The organism is Streptomyces sp. NPDC046876, from assembly GCF_040645035.1.
Lineage (GTDB): Bacteria > Actinomycetota > Actinomycetes > Streptomycetales > Streptomycetaceae > Streptomyces.
This window is the reverse complement of record NZ_JBEYXK010000044.1, coordinates 15,099-38,843: the sequence shown is the minus strand read 5'-3', so window position 1 is coordinate 38,843 and position 23,745 is coordinate 15,099. Positions and strand designations below refer to the sequence as shown.

General features: G+C 72.4%; 21 protein-coding genes. 19 read left to right on the top strand and 2 right to left on the bottom strand.

The window, feature by feature from the left end:
- The first annotated feature begins 11 nt into the window (after window positions 1–11).
- The 19 genes from ABZ924_RS22540 to ABZ924_RS22450 all read left to right on the top strand — a co-directional run bounded on the left by ABZ924_RS22540 (window position 12) and on the right by ABZ924_RS22450 (window position 20,249).
- Window positions 12–386, top strand: a complete 375-nt coding sequence (locus tag ABZ924_RS22540; RefSeq protein WP_361912530.1) for an STAS domain-containing protein — start codon at window positions 12–14, stop codon at window positions 384–386.
- Window positions 383–2,524 carry a glycogen debranching protein GlgX gene (glgX, locus tag ABZ924_RS22535; protein ID WP_361912527.1) on the top strand — a complete coding sequence of 714 codons (2,142 nt, stop codon included), beginning with the start codon at window positions 383–385 and terminating at the stop codon, window positions 2,522–2,524. Before ABZ924_RS22540 ends, glgX begins: the two co-directional genes overlap by 4 nt.
- A 1-nt stretch (window position 2,525) precedes the next feature.
- Window positions 2,526–2,837 (top strand): STAS domain-containing protein, encoded by a 312-nt coding sequence (locus tag ABZ924_RS22530; protein WP_361912525.1) that lies wholly within the window; start codon window positions 2,526–2,528, stop codon window positions 2,835–2,837.
- 5 nt (window positions 2,838–2,842) lie between these two features.
- Entirely contained in the window at window positions 2,843–3,319 is a 477-nt protein-coding gene (locus ABZ924_RS22525) for an anti-sigma regulatory factor (RefSeq protein WP_361912522.1), read from the top strand.
- On the top strand, window positions 3,301–4,596 hold the full coding sequence (locus ABZ924_RS22520) for a PP2C family protein-serine/threonine phosphatase (protein WP_361912519.1): 1,296 nt from the start codon (window positions 3,301–3,303) through the stop codon (window positions 4,594–4,596). The genes ABZ924_RS22525 and ABZ924_RS22520 overlap by 19 nt, the downstream gene beginning before the upstream one ends.
- Window positions 4,596–5,339, top strand: a complete 744-nt coding sequence (locus tag ABZ924_RS22515) for a MinD/ParA family protein (RefSeq protein WP_361912516.1) — start codon at window positions 4,596–4,598, stop codon at window positions 5,337–5,339. The genes ABZ924_RS22520 and ABZ924_RS22515 overlap by 1 nt, the downstream gene beginning before the upstream one ends.
- 73 nt (window positions 5,340–5,412) lie before the next feature.
- Window positions 5,413–6,153, top strand: coding sequence for a type 1 glutamine amidotransferase domain-containing protein (locus tag ABZ924_RS22510; RefSeq protein ID WP_361912513.1), 741 nt, complete (start codon window positions 5,413–5,415; stop codon window positions 6,151–6,153).
- A gap of 29 nt (window positions 6,154–6,182) precedes the next feature.
- The gene (locus ABZ924_RS22505) at window positions 6,183–7,667 is read left to right on the top strand and encodes an aldehyde dehydrogenase family protein (RefSeq protein WP_361912510.1); all 1,485 of its coding nucleotides are present in this window, start codon (window positions 6,183–6,185) and stop codon (window positions 7,665–7,667) included.
- 67 nt (window positions 7,668–7,734) lie between these two features.
- Window positions 7,735–8,349, top strand: a complete 615-nt coding sequence (locus tag ABZ924_RS22500) for an NAD(P)-binding domain-containing protein (RefSeq protein WP_361912507.1) — start codon at window positions 7,735–7,737, stop codon at window positions 8,347–8,349.
- Window positions 8,334–8,906 carry a (2Fe-2S)-binding protein gene (locus ABZ924_RS22495; protein ID WP_361912504.1) on the top strand — a complete coding sequence of 191 codons (573 nt, stop codon included), beginning with the start codon at window positions 8,334–8,336 and terminating at the stop codon, window positions 8,904–8,906. The genes ABZ924_RS22500 and ABZ924_RS22495 overlap by 16 nt, the downstream gene beginning before the upstream one ends.
- A gap of 5 nt (window positions 8,907–8,911) precedes the next feature.
- Complete coding sequence (locus tag ABZ924_RS22490; protein WP_361912501.1) at window positions 8,912–11,317, top strand: xanthine dehydrogenase family protein molybdopterin-binding subunit; 2,406 nt, start codon at window positions 8,912–8,914, stop codon at window positions 11,315–11,317.
- On the top strand, window positions 11,314–12,138 hold the full coding sequence (locus tag ABZ924_RS22485; RefSeq protein WP_361912498.1) for an FAD binding domain-containing protein: 825 nt from the start codon (window positions 11,314–11,316) through the stop codon (window positions 12,136–12,138). Before ABZ924_RS22490 ends, ABZ924_RS22485 begins: the two co-directional genes overlap by 4 nt.
- A gap of 54 nt (window positions 12,139–12,192) precedes the next feature.
- On the top strand, window positions 12,193–13,440 hold the full coding sequence (locus ABZ924_RS22480) for an MFS transporter (RefSeq protein WP_361912495.1): 1,248 nt from the start codon (window positions 12,193–12,195) through the stop codon (window positions 13,438–13,440).
- On the top strand, window positions 13,437–14,975 hold the full coding sequence (locus ABZ924_RS22475; protein ID WP_361912492.1) for an ATP-binding protein: 1,539 nt from the start codon (window positions 13,437–13,439) through the stop codon (window positions 14,973–14,975). Before ABZ924_RS22480 ends, ABZ924_RS22475 begins: the two co-directional genes overlap by 4 nt.
- Window positions 14,976–14,987: 12 nt before the next feature.
- On the top strand, window positions 14,988–15,329 hold the full coding sequence (locus ABZ924_RS22470) for a nuclear transport factor 2 family protein (RefSeq protein ID WP_361912489.1): 342 nt from the start codon (window positions 14,988–14,990) through the stop codon (window positions 15,327–15,329).
- An 82-nt stretch (window positions 15,330–15,411) separates the two neighbouring features.
- Complete coding sequence (locus ABZ924_RS22465) at window positions 15,412–16,059, top strand: TMEM175 family protein (RefSeq protein WP_361912486.1); 648 nt, start codon at window positions 15,412–15,414, stop codon at window positions 16,057–16,059.
- 73 nt (window positions 16,060–16,132) lie between these two features.
- The gene (locus ABZ924_RS22460; protein ID WP_361912484.1) at window positions 16,133–17,491 is read left to right on the top strand and encodes a transposase; all 1,359 of its coding nucleotides are present in this window, start codon (window positions 16,133–16,135) and stop codon (window positions 17,489–17,491) included.
- The gene (locus tag ABZ924_RS22455) at window positions 17,491–18,660 is read left to right on the top strand and encodes an XdhC family protein (RefSeq protein ID WP_361912481.1); all 1,170 of its coding nucleotides are present in this window, start codon (window positions 17,491–17,493) and stop codon (window positions 18,658–18,660) included. Before ABZ924_RS22460 ends, ABZ924_RS22455 begins: the two co-directional genes overlap by 1 nt.
- A 146-nt stretch (window positions 18,661–18,806) precedes the next feature.
- The gene (locus ABZ924_RS22450) at window positions 18,807–20,249 is read left to right on the top strand and encodes a GuaB1 family IMP dehydrogenase-related protein (protein WP_361912478.1); all 1,443 of its coding nucleotides are present in this window, start codon (window positions 18,807–18,809) and stop codon (window positions 20,247–20,249) included.
- 349 nt (window positions 20,250–20,598) lie between these two features.
- Here the strand turns inward: ABZ924_RS22450 and ABZ924_RS22445 are convergent, their stop codons facing one another.
- Complete coding sequence (locus ABZ924_RS22445; RefSeq protein ID WP_361912475.1) at window positions 20,599–21,864, bottom strand: histidine kinase; 1,266 nt, start codon at window positions 21,862–21,864, stop codon at window positions 20,599–20,601.
- On the bottom strand, window positions 21,861–23,591 hold the full coding sequence (locus ABZ924_RS22440; RefSeq protein WP_361912472.1) for a cation acetate symporter: 1,731 nt from the start codon (window positions 23,589–23,591) through the stop codon (window positions 21,861–21,863). The genes ABZ924_RS22445 and ABZ924_RS22440 overlap by 4 nt, the downstream gene beginning before the upstream one ends.
- Window positions 23,592–23,745: the final 154 nt, after the last annotated feature.

Here is a 23,745-nt window from a genome sequence, read left to right as displayed (position 1 = left end):
GAAAGCAAGCAATGACTCTCAACGTGAAGGAACGCCGGAACAAGACGGCCACCGTGGTCGTCGCCACCGGCGAGATCAACAGCGAGACCTCGCCGCAGCTGCTCGCCACGCTGCTGCCGGTGGTCCGCGAGGGCCGGCCGCTGCGCATCGACCTGACGGCCGTCACGTACGTCTCCAGCGCGGGCCTGCGCACGCTGCTGGTCGTCTACCGAGAGGCCCAGCACGCCGGTGTCGCCGTCACCCTCTACGGGGTGAGCGAGGAGGTCCGGTTCGTGATGTCGGCCACCGGCTTCCTCGACTTCTTCGAGACCGGGGAGGCCGCCGAGGCCGAGGCCAAGGCGAAGGCCAGGGGCAGGGCCGCAGTGAAGAGCGCGGTCGCCCGATGACCGAGTCCGCACCCGAGCAAGTCCTGCGGGTGGACGCGTACCCGACCCACGAGGTGGGCGGGTACCGCGTCCGCGCAGGCAAGCCCTTCCCGTTCGGGGCCAACGTGGTCCCCGGCGGGGTCAGCTTCTCCGTCTACTCCGACCAGGCCACCTCCATGACCCTGGTCATCTACAAGCGCGGAGAACCCGAGCCGATGGCCGAGCTGGAATTCCCCGAGGAGTTCCGCACCGGCAGCGTCTTCGCCATGACGGTCTTCGGCCTCGACCACGAGAACATCGAGTACGGCTACCGGGCCGACGGGCCCTTCGACCCCGCCCTGGGGCACCGCTTCGACGCCCGCCAGGTCCTCTCCGACCCCTACGCCCGGCTGATCGCCGGCCGCGACGTGTGGGGCGTGGAGCCGGACCGCAGCCGCGGCTACCAGTACCGCTCCCGCGTCTGCCTGCAGGACTTCGACTGGGGCGACGACACCCCGCTGGGGCTGCCCGCCGAGGACCTCGTGATCTACGAGACCCATGTGCGCGGCTTCACCCGGCACCCCTCCTCGCAGGTCACCGCCCCCGGCACCTTCGCCGGGCTGCGGGAGAAGATCCCGTACCTGAAGGAGCTCGGGGTCAACTGCATCGAGCTGCTCCCGGTGTTCGAGTTCGACGAGAGCGACAACCCGCGCACCAACCCGGAGACGGGGGAGCGGCTCTTCGACTACTGGGGCTACAACACCGTCTCGTTCTTCGCGCCGAAGGCCGGCTACGCGGCCACCGGACGCTACGGGATGCAGGGCGACGAGTTCCGTACCCTGATCAAGGACCTGCACGCGGCCGGCATCGAGGTCATCCTCGACGTGGTCTTCAACCACACCGCCGAGGGCAACGAGCAGGGCCCCACGATCTCCTTCAAGGGCCTGGACAACGCCACGTACTACATGCTCACGCCCGAGGGGTACTACTTCAACTTCAGCGGCACGGGCAACACCGTCAACTGCAACCACCCCGTCGTGCGCAACTTCGTGCTCGACTGCCTGCGCCACTGGGTCGCCGACTACCACGTCGACGGCTTCCGCTTCGACCTCGCGGCCATCCTCGGCCGGTCCCCGGACGGCACCCCGCTGCCCAACCCGCCGCTGCTGGAGATGCTCGCCTACGACCCGGTCCTGCGGCACACCAAGCTCATCGCCGAGGCCTGGGACGCGGGCGGTCTCTACGAGGTCGGCAACTTCCCGGCGTACGGCCGCTGGGCCGAGTGGAACGGCAAGTACCGCGACACCGTCCGCCGGTTCGTCAAGGGCGACGCCGGGGTGACCGGTGAGCTCGCCACCCGCATCGCCGGCTCGCCCGACCTGTACGCGAGCCGCGGCACCGCCGCCTCGGTCAACTTCCTCACCGCCCACGACGGGTTCACCCTGGCCGACCTCGTCTCGTACAACGACAAGCACAACGAGGCGAACGGCGAGGGCAACAACGACGGGGCCAACGACAACAACAGCTGGAACTGCGGGGCCGAGGGACCGACCGACGACCCCGGGGTCAACGCGCTGCGGCTGCGGCAGATGAAGAACGCCCTGGCCATCCTCCTCACCAGCCAGGGCATCCCGATGCTGCTGGCCGGCGACGAGGTCGGGCGCACCCAGCAGGGCAACAACAACACCTACTGCCAGGACAACGAGCTCTCCTGGTTCGACTGGGCGCAGGTCGACGACAACGCCGAACTGCTCCGGTTCACCAGGGAGATGATCGCGTTCCGGGGGCGCCACCGGGAACTGCGCTCCACCTCCCACCCCACCGGGCAGATCCGCGAGAGCCTGGGCCTGCCCGACATCAGCTGGCACGGCGAGCGGGCCTGGCAGCCCGACTGGTCGGACGAGAGCCGGCTGCTGGCGGTGGCCCGCTGCGGCACCTCGGACGACGACGTGGTCTACGTGGCCATGAACTCGCACTGGGAGCCGCACGACCTGGAGCTGCCCGCGCTGCCCCACGGGCGCAGCTGGCACCTGTTCGCGGACACCGGGGCCGAGGCGCCGTACGACATCCGCACCCCGGGCGGAGAGCCCGAACTGGACAACGCAGGCAAGTACCTGATCGGTCCGCGCTCGGTCGTGATCCTGGTCGGCCGTACGCCCGACCCCGACAAGGAGACCTGACATGCCGCTTTCCGTGACCCTGAGCATCGAGGGCGACACCACCGTGATCGAGCTGGAGGGCGAGCTGGACGCCAAGACGGCGCCGGACTTCCACCAGACCATCGAGAAGGCCGCCGGGCACGGCACCGGCACGGTAGAGATCAGGATGGCCGGCGTCGGCTACATGGCCAGTGCCGGGCTGCGGTCCCTGGTCTTCGCCCAGCAGAAGGTCGCGGACCACGTGACCATCAAGGTGGTCGGCGCGATCGAGCCCGTCTCCCGGACCATCCGGACGGCCGGTCTCGACCGCAGCATCGTGCTCTCGGACGAGTAAGGCCGATGGCCGAACCACTGCACGACACGGTCGCAGCGGCGACGGCGCCCGCCGAGCTGGAGGTGCCCGCCACGCTGGGGGCACTGGGCGACATCGCCGCGTTCGTCCTGCGGCTGGCCGGCCGGGCGGGCCTCGACAAGAGGGCCTCGTACCGGATCCGGCTGGCCGTGGACGAGCTGGCCACGAACATCGTGATGCACGGCTACCGGGGCGGCCGCGGACGGATCACCGTCCGGGGCCGCTCCGGTCCGGGCCGGGTGCAGATCGTCCTTGCGGACCGGGCACCCGCATTCGACCCCGTCGCAGGCCGCATTCCGCCCGCCCCCGGGACTCCCCCCGAGCGGCGCCGGATCGGCGGACTCGGCATTCACCTGGCACTGACCAGCGTGGACGAATTCAGCTACGTACGCAGGGACGGCCGCAACATCAGCACCCTCACCGTCACAGCCGAGGGGACGGACCCATGCCCTCCACGACCGTGATCATCCTCGACGAGTACCCGCCGCCGCTCGAGCTGCTCGACGCGCTGCGCCGGATGGACGCGGAGCTCGTCGGCCGCACCCTGCGCGACCTGCTGAGCGGCCCCCTGGACGCGCTGCCCGTCGCCGATGTGCTGCTCGCCCCGGCCGAGACCGAGGGGGAGGCCGTACGGCTCGCCGTGCGCCGGCTGCGCACCTGGGCCGGGGCGCCCCTCGTGGTCGTCTGGACGGTGACCGCCTTCGCCGCGCTGGAGGAGCACGTCCGGCTCGGCCACGACTACCTCGTCCCGCCCTTCCTGCCCGCCCTCGTCGCAGCCCGGCTGCACAGCTGCACGGAGCGCGCCGGCCTCGGCCGCACCCTGCGCGAGGCCGACGCGCGCGCCGAGCTCATGGGCTACGAGAAGGAGCTGGAGATCGGCCGGGAGATCCAGGCCGGTTTCCTGCCCGACGCGCTGCCGGTGCCCGACGGCTGGGAGATCGACGTCCGCTTCCGGCCCGCCCGGCAGGTCGCCGGGGACTTCTACGACGTCTTCGAGATCTCCCGGGGCCGCAGGCTGGCCTTCGTCGTCGCCGACGTCTGCGACAAGGGCGTCGGCGCGGCCCTGTTCATGGCGCTCATCCGCTCGCTGCTGCGGCACACCGCGGAGAACAGCGGACTGCAGCACCTCGTGGCCGCGGGCCGGGCCGGCGGCAGCCGGCGCATCCCGGTGGTGGGGGCCACCCCCCTGCTCAACGCGGTCACCGCCACCAACGGCTACCTCACCCGCAACCACCTGCGACAGGGCTACTTCGCCACCCTGTTCTTCGGGGTCCTCGACCCGCAGACCGGAAGCCTCGTCTACATCAACGGGGGCCACAACCCGCCGCTGCTGCTGCGCGCCGACGGAGGCGAACCGCTCGCCCTGGACGTCACCGGACCCGCCGTCGGGGTGCTGCCCGACTGCACCTACACCCTCGGGTACGCCCAGCTCAACCACGGGGACACCCTCTTCGTGTTCACCGACGGGGTGCCGGAGGCACGCTGCCCCGACGGCACCTTCCTCGGGGACGCGCGCATGCTGGAGCTGCTCGCCGGCCCCCCGGCGAGCGGCAGTGAGGTGGTCGACCGTATGGACACCGCGGTACGCGAGCACACCGGCACGGCCGAACAGCACGACGACGTCACCATGCTGGCCCTGCACCGGCCACGTGCGGCGCGGGGGCCGCATGCCGACCGGACTGCAGACCGCGCGGTACGTCCCGACCGTGCGGACCGTGCGGACCGTACGGCGGTGGCCTGATGGCCCGGACGGTCGTGGTGCACTCGCACCGCGGCGGCACCGGGAAATCGTCCGTCCTGGCCAACCTCGCCCTGCTGATCGCGGGCGCGGGGCGCCGGGTCGGGGTGGTCGACACCGACATCCAGTCGCCCACCCTCGACCTCCTCTTCCGGCTCGGCCCGGGCCCCTCCCTGGCCGACTACCTGCTCGGGCGCTGCGAGATCGAGACCACGGCCCAGCAGGCCGGGGTCCCCGGCCTCTATGTGGTGCCCGCGCGCACGGGCACCGCGGCCCTGCGCGAGATCATGGCGAGCGGCTACGACGTCGGACTGCTGCCCGAGGGCTTCGAGCGGCTGGCCGCGTACCACTCGCTCGACATCCTGCTCCTGGACACCCACGCCGGGTTGAACAACGAGTCGGTGGCGGCCATGGCCAGCGCCGACGTCCTGGTGATCATGGCGCGGGCGGATCGCATCGACCTCTCCGGGGTCGAGGAGACCATCGCCCTCGCCGGGCGGCTGCCCTGCCGGCGGACGCTGGTCCTGAGCATGGCCCCGGCGGGCGTCGACCAGGACGAGGCCCGCCGGCGTGCGGAGGAGGTGTACGGCGCCCCCCTGGCCGGAATCCTCCCGTACGTACCGGAAATGGCCGCCCTGTACGGCGAACGCATATTCGCTGAAGCCCATCCCGACCACCCCCTGGTCGGTGAATTCCGCACCATCATCGCCGCGTTGGACGCACGTGACGAAGTATCGCGCGCCTGACGCTCCCCCCTTACGCCCTCCCCCGAGCGGCGTGTTGAATCGGCAGCGATTCCTGAACAAGGAGAAATAAGTCATGAAGATTCTCGTCGTCATGACGGCCAAGGCAACCCTCCATCTGCTGGACGGGGAACAGCACCCCTCCGGATTCTGGGCCGAGGAATTCGTGGTCCCCTACAAGCTGTTCACGGCCGCGGGCCACACCGTGGACGTGGCGACCGTCGGGGGCGAGGCGCCCACGGTCGACCTGACCAGCATCGACCCCGGCAACCTCCGGTTCGTCCGCCCCCAGGGCTCACCGGACGAGGACGAAGCCAACGCCGCCGAGTACGTGAGAGTCATCGAGAACACCCCCCAACTCAAGCACCCGATCGCCGTGGAGTCCCTGGAGGAGAAGGACATCGCCGACTACGACGGCATCTACGTCAGCGGCGGCCACGGAGCCATCGGAGACCTGCCCAAATCAGACGAGCTCGCCCAGGTCCTGCGCTGGGCCATCGCCCAGGACAAACCCCTCGCCACGGTCTGCCACGGCCACACCGCCCTCCTCGCGCTGCGTGACGGCGAGGGCCGCTGGCCCTTCGAGGGCTACCGGATGACCGCGTTCTCGCACGACGAGGAGTTGGTCACCAACATGGCCGGCCGGCTCCCGCTGATCCTCGAGGCGGAGCTCACCCGGCTCGGCGCCCGCTACGAGAAGGCCGAGGCGATCTGGGACTCGCACGTGGTCGTCGACCGCAGGCTCACCACGGGCCAGAACCCGTATTCCTCCAAGGCCCTGGCCGAGACGTTCCTGCAGGAGCTCGCCCAGGGCTAACACCCCCCATCCGACACCGGAAGGCAGCCATGACCAAGCGCGCGCTCAGCGACCAGCCCTTGGCCAACCCCGGGAAGCTGTTCATCGGCGGCACGTGGGTACCGGCCCAGGACGGCCGGACCGAGCCGGACATCAGTCCCGTGGACGGACAGGAGATCGTGCCGGTGGCCCAGGCCACCGCAGCCGACGCGGACGCGGCAGTGGCCGCCGCCCGCGCCGCGTACGAGGAGGGTCCCTGGAGCAGACTGTCCGCCCAGGAGCGCGCCCTGAGGCTGAACCGGGTCGGTGAGCTCATCGAGCGCGACCTGGAGGAGATCGCCCTGCTGGAGACGGTGGACATGGGCAAGCCGTTCGCCTTCTCCAGCACGGTCGACGCCCCCATGGCCGCCCAGCTCATGCACTACTACGCCGGCGCCGTCACCCGCGTCGACGGCTCCTCCCGGGCCCCGGCCGGCGGGCAGCTCGCGTACACCCTGCGCGAGCCGCTCGGCGTGGTCTGTGCCATCACCCCCTTCAACTTCCCGCTGCTGCTGTCGATGACGAAGATCGCCCCGGCCCTGGCCGCGGGGAACACGGTCGTCCACAAGCCCTCCCCGGCCACCCCGCTCACCGCCCTGAAGATCGCCGAGCTGTTCCAGGAGGCGGAGATCCCGGACGGGGTCCTCAACGTGATCACCGGACCCGGGGTGGAGCTCGGCGAGACCCTCACCGACCACCCCGGCATCGACAAGATCGCCTTCACCGGCTCCACCGCGGTCGGCCAGTCGATCATCCGCAAGTCGGCCGGCACCCTGAAGAAGGTCACGATGGAGCTCGGCGGCAAGTCCGCCAACATCGTCTTCGCCGACGCCGACCTCGACGCCGCCGAGGAACTCGCCTTCTTCGGCATCTACTACAACAAGGGCGAGATCTGCACCGCCGGCTCCCGGCTGCTGCTCCAGCGCCCCGTCCACGACGAACTGGTCGAGCGCCTGGTCCGCCGGGCCGCCGCCCTCAAGCCCGGCGACCCGCGCGACCCCGAGACCCTCTTCGGGCCGCTGGCCCACCGCGCCCAGTTCGAGAAGGTCAGCTCCTACATCGAGATCGGCGAGAAGGAAGGCGCCGTGCTGCGCACCGGCGGCACCGGCTGGACCCCCGAAGGGGCCTCCAGCCAGGGCCTGTACTTCCTGCCGACCGTCTTCACGGGCGTGGACAACTCCATGCGCATCGCCCAGGAGGAGATCTTCGGCCCGGTGCTGTCGATCATCCCCTTCGACACCGAGGAAGACGCCATCCGCATCGCCAACGACAGCGCCTACGGCCTCGCGGCCGGCGTCCACACCAAGGACCTGCGGCGCGCCCACCGCGTCGCCTCCCAGATCAAGGCCGGCACCGTCTGGGTCAACTGCTACAACCAGTACGACCCCTCGGTGCCCTACGGCGGCTACAAGGCCTCCGGCTACGGCCGCGAATGCGGACCGGAATCCCTCGAGAGCTACACCCAGACCAAGTCGGTCTGGATCGGCATGGACTGACGCACTGTCTGTCGGGCCCCTTTTCCGGCCCGAAGGTCCACCGCAACACAAGGACGAGGAGCGGCACATGCGCACAGGCATCATCGGCACCGGGCGGATCGGCTCCACCCTCGCAAGGATCCTGGTGGCCGCCGGCCACGAGGTCTTATTGGCCAACGCCCGCGGACCGCAGTCCATCGGCCCGCTGCTGGCCGAACTGGGCCCGGCGGCCTCGGCGGCGCACCCCGCCGAGGTCGCCGAGCAGGCCGAACCCCTGGTGCTGATGGTGCCCTTCGCGAGCGTCCAAGGGCTGCTGCCGCCCGAGCTCTTGCAGGACAGGGTGCTGGTGGACGCCACGAACGCGTTCAGCGGCCCCGGCACCGCCCTCGACCTGGGCGGGCGGACCTCCAGCGAGCTCGTCGCCGAGTGGTATCCCGGCGCCCGGGTCGTGAAATCCCTGAACACCATGCATTTCGCCACCCTCGCCGTCGCCGGCACACAGCCGGGCGAGCGCCTGGCCCATTTCACGGCGGGCGACGACGAAAAAGCGAAGGAAATCGTCGCGGGAATCATCACGGATCTCGGATTCGCCCCCGTGGACACCGGTTCGCTGCACGCCGGGGCAATTCTCCAGCAGCCCGGCGGGCCCCTTTACAACCGTCCGCTCACGGAAGCGCAGGCGCAGGCATGGATCTCTCACTGAACGTGAACGGAAGACCCGAGCAGTTCTCGGCCCGGCCGAACGAACTGCTCGTGGAACGGCTCCGCGACGGCCTGGGCCTGACCGGCACCAAGGTCGGCTGCGACACCGGCCAGTGCGGCTCCTGCGTCGTCCGGCTCGACGGCCGGTCCGTCAAGAGCTGCCTGGTCCTCACCGCCTCGGCCGCCGGCTCCCGGGTGACCACCATCGAGGGCGTCACCGAGCGGGGCGGCGAACTCACCGGCCTCCAGGAAGCCCTGCGCCAGGAGCACGGCACCCAGTGCGGGTTCTGCACGCCCGGCATGGTCATGGCGCTCGGCGAGCTCGTCGAAAACACCGCGGACCGCGAGGCGCCCACCGAGCCCGAGATCCGTGAGTGGCTCACCGGCAACCTGTGCCGCTGCACCGGCTACCACAGCGTGGTCCGCGGCGTGCAGCGCGCCTGCGCCGCCGCCCGGACCGAGGTGCCCGAGGAGATCGGCGCCGGTGCCGCCGGCTCCGCGCCCGCCGAGCCCGAGCCGGCGTCCGTGTCCGCCTCCGCCTCCGGCAAGGAGGTGTGAGGGAGATGACCGCAGTGACGGGGGAGGCACCCCTGCAGGGATCGGGCGTACTCGGCCGGCCGCTGGACAGCCGCGAGGACCCGCAGCTGTTGCGCGGCGAGGCGAAGTACGTGGCCGACATCGACCTGCCCGGCACCGCCCACATGGCGATCCTCGGCAGCCCGATGGCCCACGCGAAGATCCTCTCCATCGAGACCAAGGCCGCCGAGCAGATGCCCGGGGTGCTGAAGGTGGCCACCGCGGCAGACTTCACCGACGTCATGCCGCTGCCCTGCATCTGGATCCCCGGCGGGGTCGAGAGCCACTTCCCGCCCCACCCCTACGGACTTCCCGGCGCCCGCCCGGTCCTGACCGGCGACACCGTCCGGCACGTCGGCGACCCGATCGCCGTGGTCGTCGCCGAGACCCCGCGCCAGGCCGCCGCCGCGCTCGCCGCCATCGCCGTGGAGTACGAACCGCTGCCCGTGGTCACCCGGGCCGACGCGGCACTCGCCGAGGGCGCGCCCCAGCTGCACGAGGCCGTCCCCGGCAACCTGAACGCGTACTGGACCTGCGGTGACAAGGACCGCGCCGAAGCGGCCATCGCCGAGGCCGAGGTCACGGTGGAACTGGACCTCGTCAACCAGCGCACGATCAACAGCCCCATCGAGCCGCGCGGCGCGGTCGGCGACTACAACGCGGCCACCGGCGAGTACACGCTGTACGCCTCCACCCAGGGCCCGCACAACCACCGCTTCCTGCTCTCCGCGCTGGTCCTCGGCATCCCCTTCAACAAGCTCCGGGTGATCGCCCCGACCGTCGGCGGCAGCTTCGGCACCAAGGGGTACCTGTACCCCGACATGGCGCTGGTCCTGCTCCTCTCCAAGGCGCTCGGACGGCCCGTGAAATGGGTGGACACCCGCACCGGCCTGATGAACTCCACCGTCCAGGGGCGCGACCACCGCCAGCACGTGGTGCTCGCCGGCACCCGCGACGGCCGCATCACCGGCCTGTGGGCCACCAGCTACGCCAACCTCGGCGCGTACCCCTCCACCATCGGCCCCGGTGTAGCCACTGCCCTGATGGGCCGCTCCATCAGCGGCATGTACGACATCCAGGCCTCCTTCTGCGAGGTGTACGCCGCGTTCACCAACACCGTCCCGCTCGGCGCCCAGCGCGGCAGCGGACGCGCCGAGGCTGCCTTCCTGATGGAGCGGCTCGTCGACCGGTACGCCTCCGAGATCGGCATGGACCCGGCCGCCGTCCGGCGCAAGAACCTGGTGCCGAAGGAGAAGTTCCCCTACGACAACGGCCTCGGCTGGACGTACGACTCCGGCGACTACCAGGCCAACTTCGACAAGGCGATGGAGCTGTCGGGCTACGCCGACATGCCCGCCCGCAAGGCCGAGGCCCGCACGCGCGGCAAGCGGCTGGGCGTGGGCATCGCCACCTACGTGGCCATCTGCGGGGTCGGCCCCTCCACCCGGATGTCCAAGGAGGGCATGCTCGGCGGCACCTGGGAGAGCGCGAACATCCGCGTCCACCCCACCGGCGAGGTCACCGTCACCGTCGGCTCGGCCTCCACCGGCCAGAGCCACCACACGGTCTTCGCGCAGGTCGCAGCCGACGAGCTCGAAATCGACCCGGCCCTGGTCCAGGTGTACGAGGGGGACACGCTCAAGGCCCCGTACGGGCAGGGCACGTACGGCTCGCGCTCCTACAGCATGGCCGCGCCCGCCGTCGCCCTCACCGCCCGGAAGATCAAGGCCAAGCTGGTCAGGGCCGGGGCGGTCTTCCTCGGCGTCCCCGAGGAGAAGGTCGTCTACGCGGGCGGCAAGGTCTACGAGGAGGGCAACGAGGAGAACGCCAAGACCTTCTCCGAGCTGGCGATGGCCATGTGGTACGGCTGGGGGCTGCCGCACGAGATCGAGCCCGCCCTCGACGAGACCACCCACTTCGACCCGCCGGACTTCAACTACCCCTTCGGCACGCACGTGGCGGTCGTCGAGGTCGACGAACTCACCGGCGAGACCGCGGTCGTGGCGTACACCGCCGTCGACGACGCCGGCAACATAGGCAACCCGAAGATCGTCCTCGGGCAGATCGAGGGCAGCATCACGCACGGCCTGGGCCAGGCGCTGATGGAGGCCGCCGAGTACGACGAACAGGGTGTGCTCATCAGTTCCGACCTGACCAAGTACGCCCTGCCGCGCGCCGCGGACGTGCCGTTCTTCACGCTGGGCAAGACCGTCACGCCCTCCCCGCACAACCCGCTGGGCGCGAAGGGCGCCGGCGAGATCGCCACCGTGCCGCCCGCCGCGGCCGTCGTCAACGCGGTCGTCGACGCCCTGTCCGACCTCGGCGTCCGGCACATCGACATGCCGCTCACCCCCGAGAAGGTCTGGCGCCGCCTGAGAGGGGAAGCCCAGTGATCCTCACCGAGTTCGACTACGTCCGGCCCGTTGCTCTCGGCGAGGCCCTGGCCCTGCTCCGCGGCACCCGGGGAGCCCGGGTGCTGGCCGGCGGCCAGAGCCTGCTGCCCGCGCTGAGCACCGGACAGGACACCGCCCGGCTGCTCGTCGACGTACGCCACCTCGAAGAGCTCCGCGGCATCGAGCGCGCGGCCGGCCGGATCCGGATCGGTGCGCTGACCACGCTCGCCGAGCTGGCCGCCCACCCCGCCGCCCTCGCCGAGGCCCCGGAAGTGGCGGCCGCCGCCCGGGCCAACGGGGACCCCCAGGTCCGCAACCTCGGCACCGCCGGCGGGAACCTCGCCGCCGGAGGGCGCGCCACCGACCTGCCGGTCGCGGCCATCGCCGCCGACGCCGAGGTCGAACTGGCCGGACCCGGCGGGCGGTGGACCGTGCCCGCCGAGGAGTTCGCGGACTCCGGGGTGCCGGCCGGGGCCGTGGTCACCGCACTGCTGGTACCCGCCGCGGGGCGGGCCGCCGCCTTCGAGAAGACCGCCGACCGGGCGACCCGCTACCCGGTGTGCGCCACCGCCGTACGGATCACCCACGACGGACCGCGCATCGCGGTCACCGGGGCCACCACCCGCCCGGTGCGGCTGCGCGGGGTCGAAGACCGGCTGCGCGGGGGCCCGTACACGACCGAGGCCGTGCTCGCGGCCTTCCGAGCCGAGCCCAGGGAGCTGTTCGTCCCCGGGCGCGGCACCTCGGCCGAGTACCTCGGCCACCTCGCGGGGGTGCTCGCCGCCCGCGCGCTGCAGAGGGCAGACCAGGCCCTCGCCTGACCGCCCACCAGGGGAGTTGATGCAGTGGCCGACTTGTCCAGGACGACCACAGGGGTGGCGCCACCGCACCCGGCCACCCGGAACGGGGCCGGGGCCGGCCCCGGAGGCTCCGGCTTCTGGGTGGTGGGCGCCGTCCTCGTCCTGCTGATGCTCTCCTCTTCCGTGCCCTCCGCCCTCTACGTCCTCTACCAGGAGAGATGGGGCCTGTCCTCCGGCATGATCACGGTGGTCTTCGCCCTGTACGCGGTCACCGTGCTGCTCGGGCTGCTGCTGTTCGGGTCCCTCTCGGACACCCTGGGCCGGCGCCCCGTGCTGGGCGCCGGCCTGGTCCTGGCGATCGTCTCCATGGGCCTGTTCGCGGCGGCCGACGGGCTCGGGCTGCTGCTCGCCGCCCGCGCCGTGCAGGGCCTCGCCGTCGGCCTGGCCACCGGGGCGATGGGGGCGGCCCTGCTCGAGCTCAGCCCGCCCTCGCGGCCCGCGCTCGGCGCCCAGGTCAACAGCGCGGGCCCGACGGTGGGGATCGGGCTGGGCGGGATCGGCGCCGGGCTGCTGGTCCAGTACGCGCCCGCCCCGACCGTGCTCAGCTACCTGCTGCTCACCGCCGCCTTCGCGGTCACCCTGGCCGGGGTGGTCCGGATGCGGGAGAGCGCGCCCGTCGACCCGCGTGACGCCCGGCGCGGACGCAAGCTCGCCGTCCGCCGGATCAGGGTGCCGGCCGCCGTGCGCGGCCGGTTCGCCGTCCTCGTGCTCACCATCGTCGCCGTCTGGTCGGTCGGCGGCTTCTACCTCTCGCTGGGGCCGCACCTGGCCCTGTCACTGCTGCACAGCAGCAACTACCTCCTCGGCGGGGCCACCGTGGCCCTGCTCGCCGGCGCCGCCACCGCCGCCCAGCTGCTGCTCGGCTCCACCGAGGCCCTGCGCACCGCCGTCCTAGGCCTGTGCGGGCTGCTGGCCGGGCTCGCGCTGGTCCTGCTCGCGCTGGGCCTGCGCTCGGCCGCCGTGTTCCTGGCGGGCACGGCGGTCCTGGGCAGCGGCTGGGGCGCGGCGTTCCTGGGCGCCTTCCGGGCGCTGAGCACGCTCGCCGAGCCGGAGCACCGCGGCGAGCTGACCGCCGCCGTGTACGTCTTCGCGTACCTCGCGATGAGCGTCCCCGCGGTCCTCGCCGGACTGCTGACCAACATCCACGGGCTGCAGCGCACCTCGGTCGGCTTCATGGCCGCCGTCGCCGGGGTGTGCGCGCTGGCCCTGCTCGTCACGCTGCGGCTGGCCGCCCGCATCCGGGCCGAAGGGAGTACGGCATGAACGACGGCACGGAACGCGGGGCGGGCCTGCGCGCGGGCCTGCGCGCGGACCTGCGCGCGGGCCTGCGCGGGCTGGAGATCTTCGCCGGGCTCACCGAGGAGCAGCTCGACTGGCTGGTCTCGGTCTCCGAGCCGCGGGTCCTCGCCGACGGGGAGGTCCTCTTCCGCGACGGCGAGGAGGCCACCGGATTCCACGTCCTGCTCTCGGGCGGGCTGGTGGTCACCAAGGTCGTCGACGGCCGCGAGGAGGTGCTCACCCGGCACTCCACCGAGGAGGAGAGCGCCGCCGCCGAGGACCACGACGGCAAGCCGTCGGCCGCCCACCGCTTCACCGGCGAGCTGCCGCTGCTCACCGACGGCGCGTACGTGGCCACCGCGTCCGCGAGCGGGCCCGCGACCACCGTCGTGGCCTACCCCAAGCCGGTGTTCTTCGAGATGCTGACCCGCTGCAACGGGGTCGCGGCCGTCCTGATCCCCGTGCTGGCCTGGCGGATCAAGTCCTCCGAGGTCCAGGCCCGCAAGCGGGCCACCGTCGAGGCGCTCGGCACCCTGGCCGCGGGCCTCGCGCACGAGCTGAACAACCCCGCCGCGGCGGTCGCCCGGGCCGCCCAGGAGCTCGCGCCCGCCCTGGACCGGCTCACCCGCAGCGCGCACGCCTGGGGAGCGGCCGCGTCGGGCGCGGAGCGCGCCGTACTGGACCGGCTGGCCGAGGAGCTGGACAAGCTGCCGCCGCCGGCGACCACCGACCCGCTCGCCCAGGCGGACGCCGAGGAGGAGGTCGCCGACTGGGCCGAGGAGGCCGGCACCGAGCGCCCCGGGCTGCTCGGCGCGGGCATCGCGGACCTCGGGCTGGAACTGGGCTGGCTGGTGGAGCGGGTGGAGGGGATCGGCGAGCCGGCGCTGCCCGCCGCCCTGGACCACCTGGCGGCCCTGCTGGAGATCCGGTCACTGGCCGCGGAGCTGCGGGCGGCGGGCCCGAGGATCTCGCAACTGGTCGCCGCCACCCGGGATTACGCCAATCTCGACCGGGCGCCCGAGCAGCGCTTCGCGGTGCCCGACGGGCTGGAGAACACCCTGGTCGTGCTGCGTTCCAAGCTCTCCGGGATCACCATCGTGCGGGAGTACGAGCCGGGCCTGCCCGAACTGACGGGCTATCCGAGCGAGCTGAACCAGGTGTGGACCAACCTGGTCGACAACGCGGCCGAGGCCATGGAGGGTGCCGGCACCCTCACCCTGCGGGTGCGGGCCGAGGGCGCGTGCCTGGTGGTGGAGGTCGCCGACAGCGGGCGCGGCATCCCCGAGGACTCCCTCCCGCGGATCTTCGAACCCTTCTACACCACCAAGGACGTGGGCAAGGGCACCGGCCTCGGCCTGCACCTGAGCTACCGCATCGTGACCCAGCGCCACCACGGCTCGATCACGGCCCGCTCGCGCCCCGGGGAGACCCGGATGGTCGTCCGGCTGCCGCTCACCGCGGCCGCCGCCTGCGCCGAACCGCCTGCTGAACCCACCTCGCAACCCACCGCCACGAGTTGAGACGGAGTCGACATGCCCCAGTACGACATCTCCAAGCTGCACCCGGTCTTCGTGCGCCAGATGGAGGCGCTGGCCGCCCTGGACATCGAGGCGGTGATGAAGAACTACACCGACGACGCCGTGCTCCTGCGCTTCGAGGGGGCCTCCGTCGGCATCGACGCCGTGCGCGAGACCTTCACCGGCTACCTTTCGGTGAAGCCCACGCTCGTCGAACTCCAGGAGTACGTCGAGACCGAGGACACGATCTTCTACCGGGCGATCATGAATCTGAACGGAGAACCGGAGCACGCATTCGGGACACTGGTGGTCCGCGATGGCCGGATCTGGCGCCAGACGGCCGGCTTCGGCGGCTGACCGCGCTCATCTGGGTAGCGTGTGCGGGGAGGGCGGGGCAGCGCCCTCCTCGCACACGCAAGGAAAAGGCAAAGGGGAGGTCATGGAACGCGAAACCAGCCGGGTCGAGGCATTCAGTGACGGTGTATTCGCCATCATCATCACGATTCTCGTCCTGGAGCTGAAGGTTCCGGAGGAAACCGGATCCGACTTCTGGCACGGTGTCCGGGAACAGTGGCCGCACTATGCGGCCTATGTGGTGAGTTTCCTCATCATCGGCGTGATGTGGGTGAACCACCACACCATCTTCAGCCACCTGAAGCGGGTGGACCGACCGCTGTTGTTCCTGAATCTCCTGGTGCTGATGATGGTGTCGGTGATTCCGTACACGACCACCGTCCTCGCCGAACACCTCGTCGAGGGCGGCCGCTCCGCCAACTCGGCCGCGGTGCTCTACAGTTCGGTCACCGTCGCCTACGCCTTGGCGTTCCTGGCCTTCTGGTGGTACGTCACCCGCGTCGGCCACCTGTTCCACGAGCGCGTGGACAAGGAGGGCGCCAGGGCCACCCGGATGCGCTTCGGCCTCGGCGCGATCGCCTACCCCCTGACCGTCCTCCTGTCACTCTTCTCCGCCCCGCTCACTCTCGCCGCACACTTCCTGATTGCGCTCTACTATGCGGCGAACCAGATCCCGATCCCCCTCGTGGTAGAGGAAGAGCGGCTCGATTCTGCCAGCGACCTCAGGAAGTAGCCGCCGGGCCCTACGGCCGTTCTGCGCGGTCAAGTAGGGTATTGGATCTAGTGGTCGCGGGGGAGGCCCGAAGATGGCTCGCGTAGTGCTGCCGGAGGAATCCGCCAAGGAAATCTCCGAATTGATCGACGTCCTGATCTCTCTTTTCTTCGAATCTTTACCCAGGCGGGACCAGCGAAACTGGGCCCGCGTTTACCTCAACGGCCTGGTGCGCACCAACGGGAAGAAAACAATCCGCAACATCGCCGGAACCGGGGCGAGTTCCGTCGAGCAGAGCCTCCAGCAGTTCATCAGCAAGTCGCCGTGGGACTGGACCCCCGTACGGCGCTCGCTCGCCCAGTACCTCGAACGCACCGCCCAGCGCCCGCTGGCCTGGGTGGTCCAGCCCATGGTCATAGAGAAGGCGGGCGACCGCTCCGTCGGCGTCGGCCGGCAGTTCGTCCCCCAACTCGGCCGCACCGCCAACTGCCAGCAGGCCAGCGGAATCTGGCTCGCCTCCAGCGAGGCCAGCTTCCCCGTCGAATGGACCCTCACCCTGCCCGCGCCCTGGACCGGCGAACTGCTGCGCCGCCGCCGGGCCGGCATCCCCGACACCGCCCGCTCGCTCACACCCGCCCAGGATGCCGTCCACGCCGTCCAGCGCATGGCCGCCACCTGGCAGCTCCAGCGCCGGCCCGTGGTGATGGAGGTCGCCAACTCCGACATGGCGGCCTGCGTGGAGTCCTTCACCCTCCAGGACATCCCGTTCGTCTTCAAGGTCGACGGGTCCCTGCCCGTCTCCTTCGGCGGCGCCGGCCGGCAGCGGCCCGGACCCCACACCGCACCCGCCCGCGAACTCATCGACTCCATGCGCTCCCAGCGCCGCGTCGTCGAATGGACCCGCCACGGCCGCGCCGAGGGCGCAGTGACCCTGCTCACCTCGGCCGCCATCCTCGCCGCCACCGGCGAGGACCGGCCCGTGCCGCTGCCGCCGACCCCGCTGCTGCTCGTCGGCGCCTGGACCGAGGCCGCCCTGCTGCCCTCCGAGTTCTGGATCACCAACATCGGCGACCGCCCCCTGGCGCAGCTGTTCCTGCTCGCCAAACTCACCGACCGGGTATCCCTCGATTTCACCGAGACCTGCGAACCCGTAGGCATCCGTGATTTCGAGGGCCGCTCCTTCCGTGGCTGGCACCACCACGCCACGCTCGCGAGTGTCGCCCACGCCTCGATGCTGCTCGGCGCCCGCGGGCGCGTGCCCGCCGGACACCCCGGTCAGGCCCGCTCCTCCCACGGCCCCGCCCGCGCCGCCGCCCTGCCCACCCGCCCCGGCCCCGGAGCACCCGCCGGCGCGGCGCCCGCCGCCGCACCCGCGCGGACCGGCCCGCCGCCGGTCCTGCCGCCCCGGCCGCTGATCCCCGGCCAGAGCCCGAGACGCGAGTACATCCGCTGATGCTGGACATCGCCGAAGAGCTCCGCGCATGGTGCGCCGCGCACCGGGAATTCGCCCTGGCCACCGTGGTCGCCGTCACCGGCAGCGCACCGCGGGGCCCGGGCGCCTCCCTCGCCGTCGCCGCCGACGGCACCGCGCTGGGCTCCCTCTCCGGCGGCTGCGTCGAGTCCGCCGTGCACGAGCTGTGCCTCGACGCCATCGCCTCCGGGGAGGGCGGCCTGCACCGCTTCGGCTACAGCGACGACGACGCCTTCGCCGTCGGCCTGACCTGCGGCGGAGTCCTGGACGTGCTGGTCACCCCGGTCCGCGGCCAGGACCCCGTGCGGCCCGTGCTCGGCTCCGTCCTGCGGGCCGCCGCCGGCGGCGCCCGGGCCGCGCTCGCCCGCGTGGTCAGCGGGCCCGCGCCCCAGCTCGGCAGGGCCCTCGCCGTCCACGCCGACGGCTCGTACGAGGGCTGCCTCGGCGGGGGCGCGGCCCTGGACCGGGCCGCCGCCGACCGGGTGCGCGGGCTGCTGCTCGCCGGGCGCACCGGCACCGCCGAGCTCGGCACCGCCGGCGGGCTGTGCGGGCAGCCGCTGACCCTGCTCGTCGAGTCGGCCGCCGAGCCGCCCCGGCTGATCGTCTACGGGGCCGTCGACTTCGCCGCCGCCCTGGCGCGGATCGGGGCCTTCCTCGGCCACCGGGTGACCGTGTGCGACGCCCGGCCCGTCTTCGCCACGCGCGCCCGCTTCCCCGACGCCGACGAGGTCCTCGTCGACTGGCCCCACCGCCACCTGGCCGCGGAGGCCGAGGCCGGCCGGCTGGACTCCCGTACCGCGGTCTGCGTCCTGACCCACGACGCCAAGTTCGACGTACCGCTGCTCGCGCTGGCCCTGCGGCTGCCGCTGGGCTACGTGGGCGCCATGGGCTCCCGGCGCACCCACGCCGACCGCGAGCGGCGGCTGCGCGAGGAGGGCGTGCCCGCCGCCGCCCTGGCCCGGCTGCGCTCGCCGATCGGCCTGGAGCTGGGCGGCGCCACCCCCGAGGAGACGGCCCTGTCCATCGCCGCCGAGTTCACCGCCGTCCGCCACGGCGCCTCGGCCCGCCCGCTGACCGGCCGCACCGCCCCGATCCACCGCCGGCCCGCGGCCCTGCGCCCGGCCGTGCCGTTCGCGGGGAATGTCCCGTAGGAAGACACCAGCAGGTCCGGAATGTCCTGGACGATCAGCCTGGGCGGCATTAATGCCAGGTCATGGGAGAATGAAGTACGTGCGTTTCCTCGGCTGCCCTGCCTGGGTATGACGGGATCCTCCGACTCGACTGGGATGTTCTGCACGTGCGTTTCCTCAATGACCAGAAGCCGCCGTACGACCTGACGTACGACGATGTATTCATGGTGCCGAGCCGTTCCGCGGTCGGTTCCCGCCAGGGCGTCGACCTCGCGTCGCCCGACGGCACCGGCACCACCATTCCGCTCGTCGTGGCGAACATGACCGCCATCGCGGGACGCCGGATGGCCGAGACGGTCGCCCGCCGCGGCGGCATCGTGGTCATCCCGCAGGACATCCCGATCGAGGTCGTCACCGACGTCATCTCCTGGGTCAAGACCCGCCACCGCGTGCTCGACACCCCGATCACGCTGGCGCCCACCCAGACCGTTGCCGACGCGCTCTCCCTGCTGCCCAAGCGGGCCCACGGCGCCGGTGTCGTCGTCGACGCCGACGGTCGCCCGATCGGCGTGGTCACCGACCACGACCTGACCGGCGTGGACCGCTTCACCCAGCTCTCCGAGGTCATGTCGAAGGAGCTCCTGCTCATCGACGCCGACATCGACCCCCGCGAGGCCTTCAACCAGCTCGACGCCGGCCACCGCAAGCTGGCCCCGGCCGTCGACAAGGACGGCAAGCTCGTCGGCATCCTCACCCGCAAGGGCGCCCTGCGCGCGACCCTGTACACGCCGGCCACCGACGCCAAGGGCAACCTGCGCATCGCCGCCGCCATCGGCATCAACGGCGACTACGTGGGCCGGGCCAAGCAGCTCCTCGACGCGGGCGTGGACACGCTCGTCATCGACACGGCCCACGGCCACCAGGAGTCGATGATCACCGCGATCAAGGCCGTGCGCGCCCTGGACCCGCAGGTCCCGATCGTCGCGGGCAACATCGTCGCCGCCGAGGGCGTCAAGGACCTGGTCGACGCCGGCGCCGACATCATCAAGGTCGGTGTGGGCCCGGGCGCCATGTGCACCACCCGCATGATGACCGGCGTGGGCCGCCCGCAGTTCTCCGCGGTGCTCGAGTGCGCCGCCGAGGCCAAGAAGTACGGCAAGCACGTGTGGGCCGACGGTGGTGTCCGCCACCCGCGCGACGTGGCGATGGCCCTGGCCGCCGGCGCGTCCAACGTGATGATCGGCTCCTGGTTCGCCGGTACGTACGAGTCCCCGGGCGACCTCCAGCAGGCCGCCGACGGGCGCCTGTACAAGGAGTCCTTCGGCATGGCCTCGGCCCGCGCCGTGCGCAACCGCACCTCGGAGGAGTCCGCCTACGACCGCGCCCGCAAGGCGCTGTTCGAGGAGGGCATCTCCACCTCGCGGATGTTCCTGGACCCGCAGCGTCCCGGCGTCGAGGACCTGATCGACTCGATCATCGCCGGTGTCCGCTCCTCCTGCACGTACGCGGGCGCGGGCTCCCTCGAGGAGTTCGCCGACCGGGCCGTCGTCGGCGTCCAGTCCGCGGCGGGCTACGCCGAGGGCAAGCCGCTGCACGCCAGCTGGAGCTAGCCCCCGCTCCCCGGAGCCCCGGCCCCCGGACCCCGCGCCTCAATCGCCGGCGGGGCTCACGGATCGGGGCTCCGCCCCGGACCCCGCGCCTCAAACGCCGGCGAGGCTGAAAGACCGGGGCTCCGCCCCCGAACCCCCGCGTCTCAACGCCGGCGGGGCTGGATTTTCGCTGGCGGGGCTGGATTTTCCAGCCCGCGCGGCGTTTGAGCGCGCCGGGCGCGAAGCGGCCGGGTTTTTCAGCCCCGCCGGCGTTTGAGGCGAGCGGGGCCGGGGCGGAGCACCGGTTTCGGGAAGGGGCGGGGTGGGGAAACCGGCTCCGCGCAGCGGCAGCGCGCGCCCGCCCCGCCGGTCAGGACGCGGGGCCCCGCGGCCCGGCGCGGTCGGGCCCGGCCGGACCGAGGGGCGGCACCGACGGATGCACCCCCGCGCGATACTTCGGCACCCGGACGGTGATCTTCATCCCGGCCCCCACTCCCGTCTCCATGACGAGCCCGTAGTCGTCCCCGTACACCTGCCGCATCCGCTCGTCCACATTCGGCAGCCCCACGCCCGAGGACGCCCCCGCCCGCTCCCCGGCCAGGATCCGCCGCAGCAGCGCGGGATCCATCCCGACCCCGTTGTCCTCGATCGTGATCACGGCCTCCGCCCCCGCGTCCCGCGCCGCAATCGTGATCAGGCACTCCCCGGTGGAGTCCTCCACCCCGTGCTTGACCGCGTTCTCCACCAACGGCTGCAGGCACAGGAACGGCAGCGCCACCGGCAGCACCTCCGGCGCCACCTGCAAGGTGACCTTCAGCCGGTCCCCGAACCGCGCCCCGGCCAGCGCGAGGTACTGCTCGATGGACCGCAACTCCTCCGCGAGCGTGGTGAATTCACCGTGCCGCCGGAAGGAGTAGCGGGTGAAGTCCGCGAACTCCAGCAACAGGTCCCGCGCCCGCTCCGGATCCGTCCGCACGAACGAGGCGATCGCGGCCAGCGAGTTGAAGATGAAGTGCGGGGAGATCTGCGCCCGCAGCGCCCTGATCTCCGCCTCCATCAGCCGGGTCCGCGACCGGTCCAGCTCGGACAGCTCCAACTGCACCGACACCCACCGCGCCACCTCGGTCGCCGCCCGCACCAGCACGGCCGACTCCCGCGAGCCGTACGCCACCAGCGCCCCCAGCACCCCGTCCTCGCCGGTGAGCGGGGCGACCACCGCCCACTTCAGCGGGCAGTCGGGCCGCGGGCACTGCGTCCGCACGCTCTGGCTCCGCCCGGAGGCCAGCATGACCGCGACCCGGGCCATCGCCCGCCGCTCGTGGTGGTCGGCGCCCGGGCCGTCCCACGCCAGCACCGCTTCCCGGTCCGTCAGGCACAGCGCCTCGGTGCCCAGCAGCGAGCGCAGCCGCCGCGCCGCCTTGCGGGCCGCGTCCTGCGTCAGCCCGGCGCGCAGCGGGGGAGCGGCCAGCGACGCGGTGTGCAGGGTGTGGAACGTGGCCCGCTCCACCGGGGTCCCGAGGTCCAGCCCGGCGGTCCGCTCGCCCCGCCGGGCGTGCCACCGGCCGCCCGCCCAGCCCGCCCCCAGCAGCACCGCCGCAGCCGCCACCGCCCAGGCCGCGAACACCGCCGCGGTCATGCGCCGCCGCCAGGCAGCGCCCCGGTCAGCGCTTCCGGCAGGTGCAGCCGGGCCAGGGTCGCCGCCGTCCCGGCCGGGATCCGCGAGCGCGTGGCCAGCGACACCAGCACCATCGTCAGGAAGCCCAGCGGCACCGACCAGGCCGCCGGCCAGGCCAGCAGCGCATGCGGCCAGCCCGTCGGAGCCAGCCCCGCCCGCGTCGCCAGCACCGCGCCCAGCGCCGCCCCGCCACCGGCGATCAGCCCGGCCACGGCGCCCGGCGGGGTCAGCCCGCGCCACCAGATCCCCAGCACCAGCAGCGGGCAGAACGACGAGGCCGACACCGCGAACGCCAGCCCGACCGCATCCGCCACCGGAACCTCGGCCAGCGCCATGCTCCCGCCCAGCGGCACCAACATCGCCACCACCGCCGCGAAGCGGAACGTGCGCACCCCGCGCCGCGCCAGCACGTCCTGGTGCAGCACCCCGGCCACCGCCATCGTCAGCCCCGAGGCCGTCGACAGGAACGCCGCGAACGCACCGCCGGCCAGCAGCGCCCCCAGCAGCTCCCCGAGCACCCCGCCGAGCATCCGCTCCGGCAGGACCAGCACCGCCGCGTCCGCGTCCCCGGTCAGTGCGAGCTCGGGCACGTAGGTCCGGCCGAGGACCCCGTACACCGGCGGCAGCAGGTAGAAGCAGCCCAGCAGGGCGAGCACCGCGAGCGTGGTGCGGCGGGCGGCCGGCCCGTTGGGACTGGTGTAGAAGCGCACCGCGACGTGCGGCAGGCCCATGGTCCCGAGGAAGGTCGCGACGATCAGCCCGTACGTCGCGTACAGGGCGAACCCCGGCGTGTCCCCGCCCGGCGGCTGCGACCAGCGCGACGGCCCCGGCCCGGCCGCGGGCCGGGACTGCGGCACCCGGGTCTGCGCGAGGAACTCCAGCCGGGTCCCGGCCCGGACCAGGTGCTCCCCGGTGTCCAGCAGCAGCGGGGCCGACGCGTACGCCGACCCGTCGACCCGCCCGGTCACGGTCAGCGGCACCGGCCCGTCCAGGGTCAGCCGTACGTCCTCGGCGACGGTGACCGCGGTGCGCTCCCGGAAGACGGCCGGGGCGTCGAACGAGGCCCGCGGCGCACCGTCCCCGGCCCACGCGGCCAGCAGGAAGAAGGCGGGCACCAGCAGCGCGGTCAGCTTCAGCCAGTACTGGAAGGCCTGGACGAAGGTGATGCTCCGCATCCCGCCGGCGGCGACGGCCCCGGTGACCACGACGGCGACGACGACCCCGCCCACCCAGTGCGGGGCCCCGGTCAGGATCTCCAGGGTCAGCCCCGCGCCCTGCAGCTGCGGCAGCAGGTACAGCCAGCCGACCCCGACCACGAACAGCACCGCGATCCGGCGCACGCCCTGCGACTCCAGGCGGGCCTCGGCGAAGTCGGGCAGCGTGTACGCCCCCGAGCGCCGCAGCGGGGCCGCCACCAGCGCCAGCAGCACCAGGTACCCGGCGGTGTAGCCGAGCGGGTACCACAGCATCTCGGGCCCCTGGAGCATCACCAGCCCCGCCACCCCGATGAAGGAGGCCGCCGAGAGGTACTCCCCGCTGATGGCGGCGGCGTTCAGCCGGGGCCCCACGGTGCGCGAGGCGACGTAGAAGTCGGAGGTGGTCCTCGATATCCGCAGCCCCAGCGCCCCGACCAGCACGGTGGCCAAGACGACGACGGTGACCGCGGTCAGCGCGTACGTCTGGTTCACCGGAGGTCCTTCGGCCGGGGAGGGGAGGAGTTCCGGAGTCTACGCACGGTGTCGGAGCGGCAACAGGCAGGATCCAGGCGGGATCGGGCACCGGGCCTCGGCCAGGCAGGAGGGCGCCGGACCGGGAGCGGTCCCGACGCGGGCTCCGGCCCAC

Coding starts and splice junctions, on each gene's coding strand:
- ABZ924_RS22540 (WP_361912530.1), top strand. CDS start 12: ATGACTCTCAACGTGAAGGAACGCCGGAACAAGACGGCCACCGTGGTC.
- glgX (WP_361912527.1), top strand. CDS start 383: ATGACCGAGTCCGCACCCGAGCAAGTCCTGCGGGTGGACGCGTACCCG.
- ABZ924_RS22530 (WP_361912525.1), top strand. CDS start 2,526: ATGCCGCTTTCCGTGACCCTGAGCATCGAGGGCGACACCACCGTGATC.
- ABZ924_RS22525 (WP_361912522.1), top strand. CDS start 2,843: ATGGCCGAACCACTGCACGACACGGTCGCAGCGGCGACGGCGCCCGCC.
- ABZ924_RS22520 (WP_361912519.1), top strand. CDS start 3,301: ATGCCCTCCACGACCGTGATCATCCTCGACGAGTACCCGCCGCCGCTC.
- ABZ924_RS22515 (WP_361912516.1), top strand. CDS start 4,596: ATGGCCCGGACGGTCGTGGTGCACTCGCACCGCGGCGGCACCGGGAAA.
- ABZ924_RS22510 (WP_361912513.1), top strand. CDS start 5,413: ATGAAGATTCTCGTCGTCATGACGGCCAAGGCAACCCTCCATCTGCTG.
- ABZ924_RS22505 (WP_361912510.1), top strand. CDS start 6,183: ATGACCAAGCGCGCGCTCAGCGACCAGCCCTTGGCCAACCCCGGGAAG.
- ABZ924_RS22500 (WP_361912507.1), top strand. CDS start 7,735: ATGCGCACAGGCATCATCGGCACCGGGCGGATCGGCTCCACCCTCGCA.
- ABZ924_RS22495 (WP_361912504.1), top strand. CDS start 8,334: ATGGATCTCTCACTGAACGTGAACGGAAGACCCGAGCAGTTCTCGGCC.
- ABZ924_RS22490 (WP_361912501.1), top strand. CDS start 8,912: ATGACCGCAGTGACGGGGGAGGCACCCCTGCAGGGATCGGGCGTACTC.
- ABZ924_RS22475 (WP_361912492.1), top strand. CDS start 13,437: ATGAACGACGGCACGGAACGCGGGGCGGGCCTGCGCGCGGGCCTGCGC.
- ABZ924_RS22470 (WP_361912489.1), top strand. CDS start 14,988: ATGCCCCAGTACGACATCTCCAAGCTGCACCCGGTCTTCGTGCGCCAG.
- ABZ924_RS22465 (WP_361912486.1), top strand. CDS start 15,412: ATGGAACGCGAAACCAGCCGGGTCGAGGCATTCAGTGACGGTGTATTC.
- ABZ924_RS22460 (WP_361912484.1), top strand. CDS start 16,133: ATGGCTCGCGTAGTGCTGCCGGAGGAATCCGCCAAGGAAATCTCCGAA.
- ABZ924_RS22455 (WP_361912481.1), top strand. CDS start 17,491: ATGCTGGACATCGCCGAAGAGCTCCGCGCATGGTGCGCCGCGCACCGG.
- ABZ924_RS22445 (WP_361912475.1), bottom strand. CDS start 21,864: ATGACCGCGGCGGTGTTCGCGGCCTGGGCGGTGGCGGCTGCGGCGGTG.